Below are 292 nucleotides of genomic sequence, written 5' to 3'. Positions count from 1 at the left end.
CAACCTTTAATAACATAACCTGTGTTTGGGATCTGACAGGATTACAACCAGCTGAACCGACAACAGAATGCTGGGAAACGGCAACCTTTGATAACGATACCTGTGCTTGGGTAGTAACAGGATCACAACCTGCTGAACCAACAACGGAATGTTGGGAAACGGCAACCTTTGATAACAATACCTGTACTTGGGTAATAACTGGAACGCAACCTTTAGAACCATCAACAGAATGTTGGGAAACAGCAACCTTTGATAACAATACCTGTGTATGGGTAGTCACTGGAACACAACC

At 43.5% G+C, this 292-nt stretch carries 1 protein-coding gene; it reads left to right on the top strand.

The window, feature by feature from the left end; translation table 11 throughout:
* A partial coding sequence (locus OS191_RS00200) for a hypothetical protein (RefSeq protein WP_267153693.1) occupies positions 1-292 on the top strand: 292 nt, incomplete at both ends.

Source organism: Xanthomarina sp. F2636L, assembly GCF_026410195.1.
In the GTDB taxonomy this organism is placed as follows: Bacteria; Bacteroidota; Bacteroidia; order Flavobacteriales; family Flavobacteriaceae; genus Xanthomarina.
Note: the sequence above shows the minus strand (reverse complement) of the source record. Positions and strands in the feature narration are given on the sequence as shown.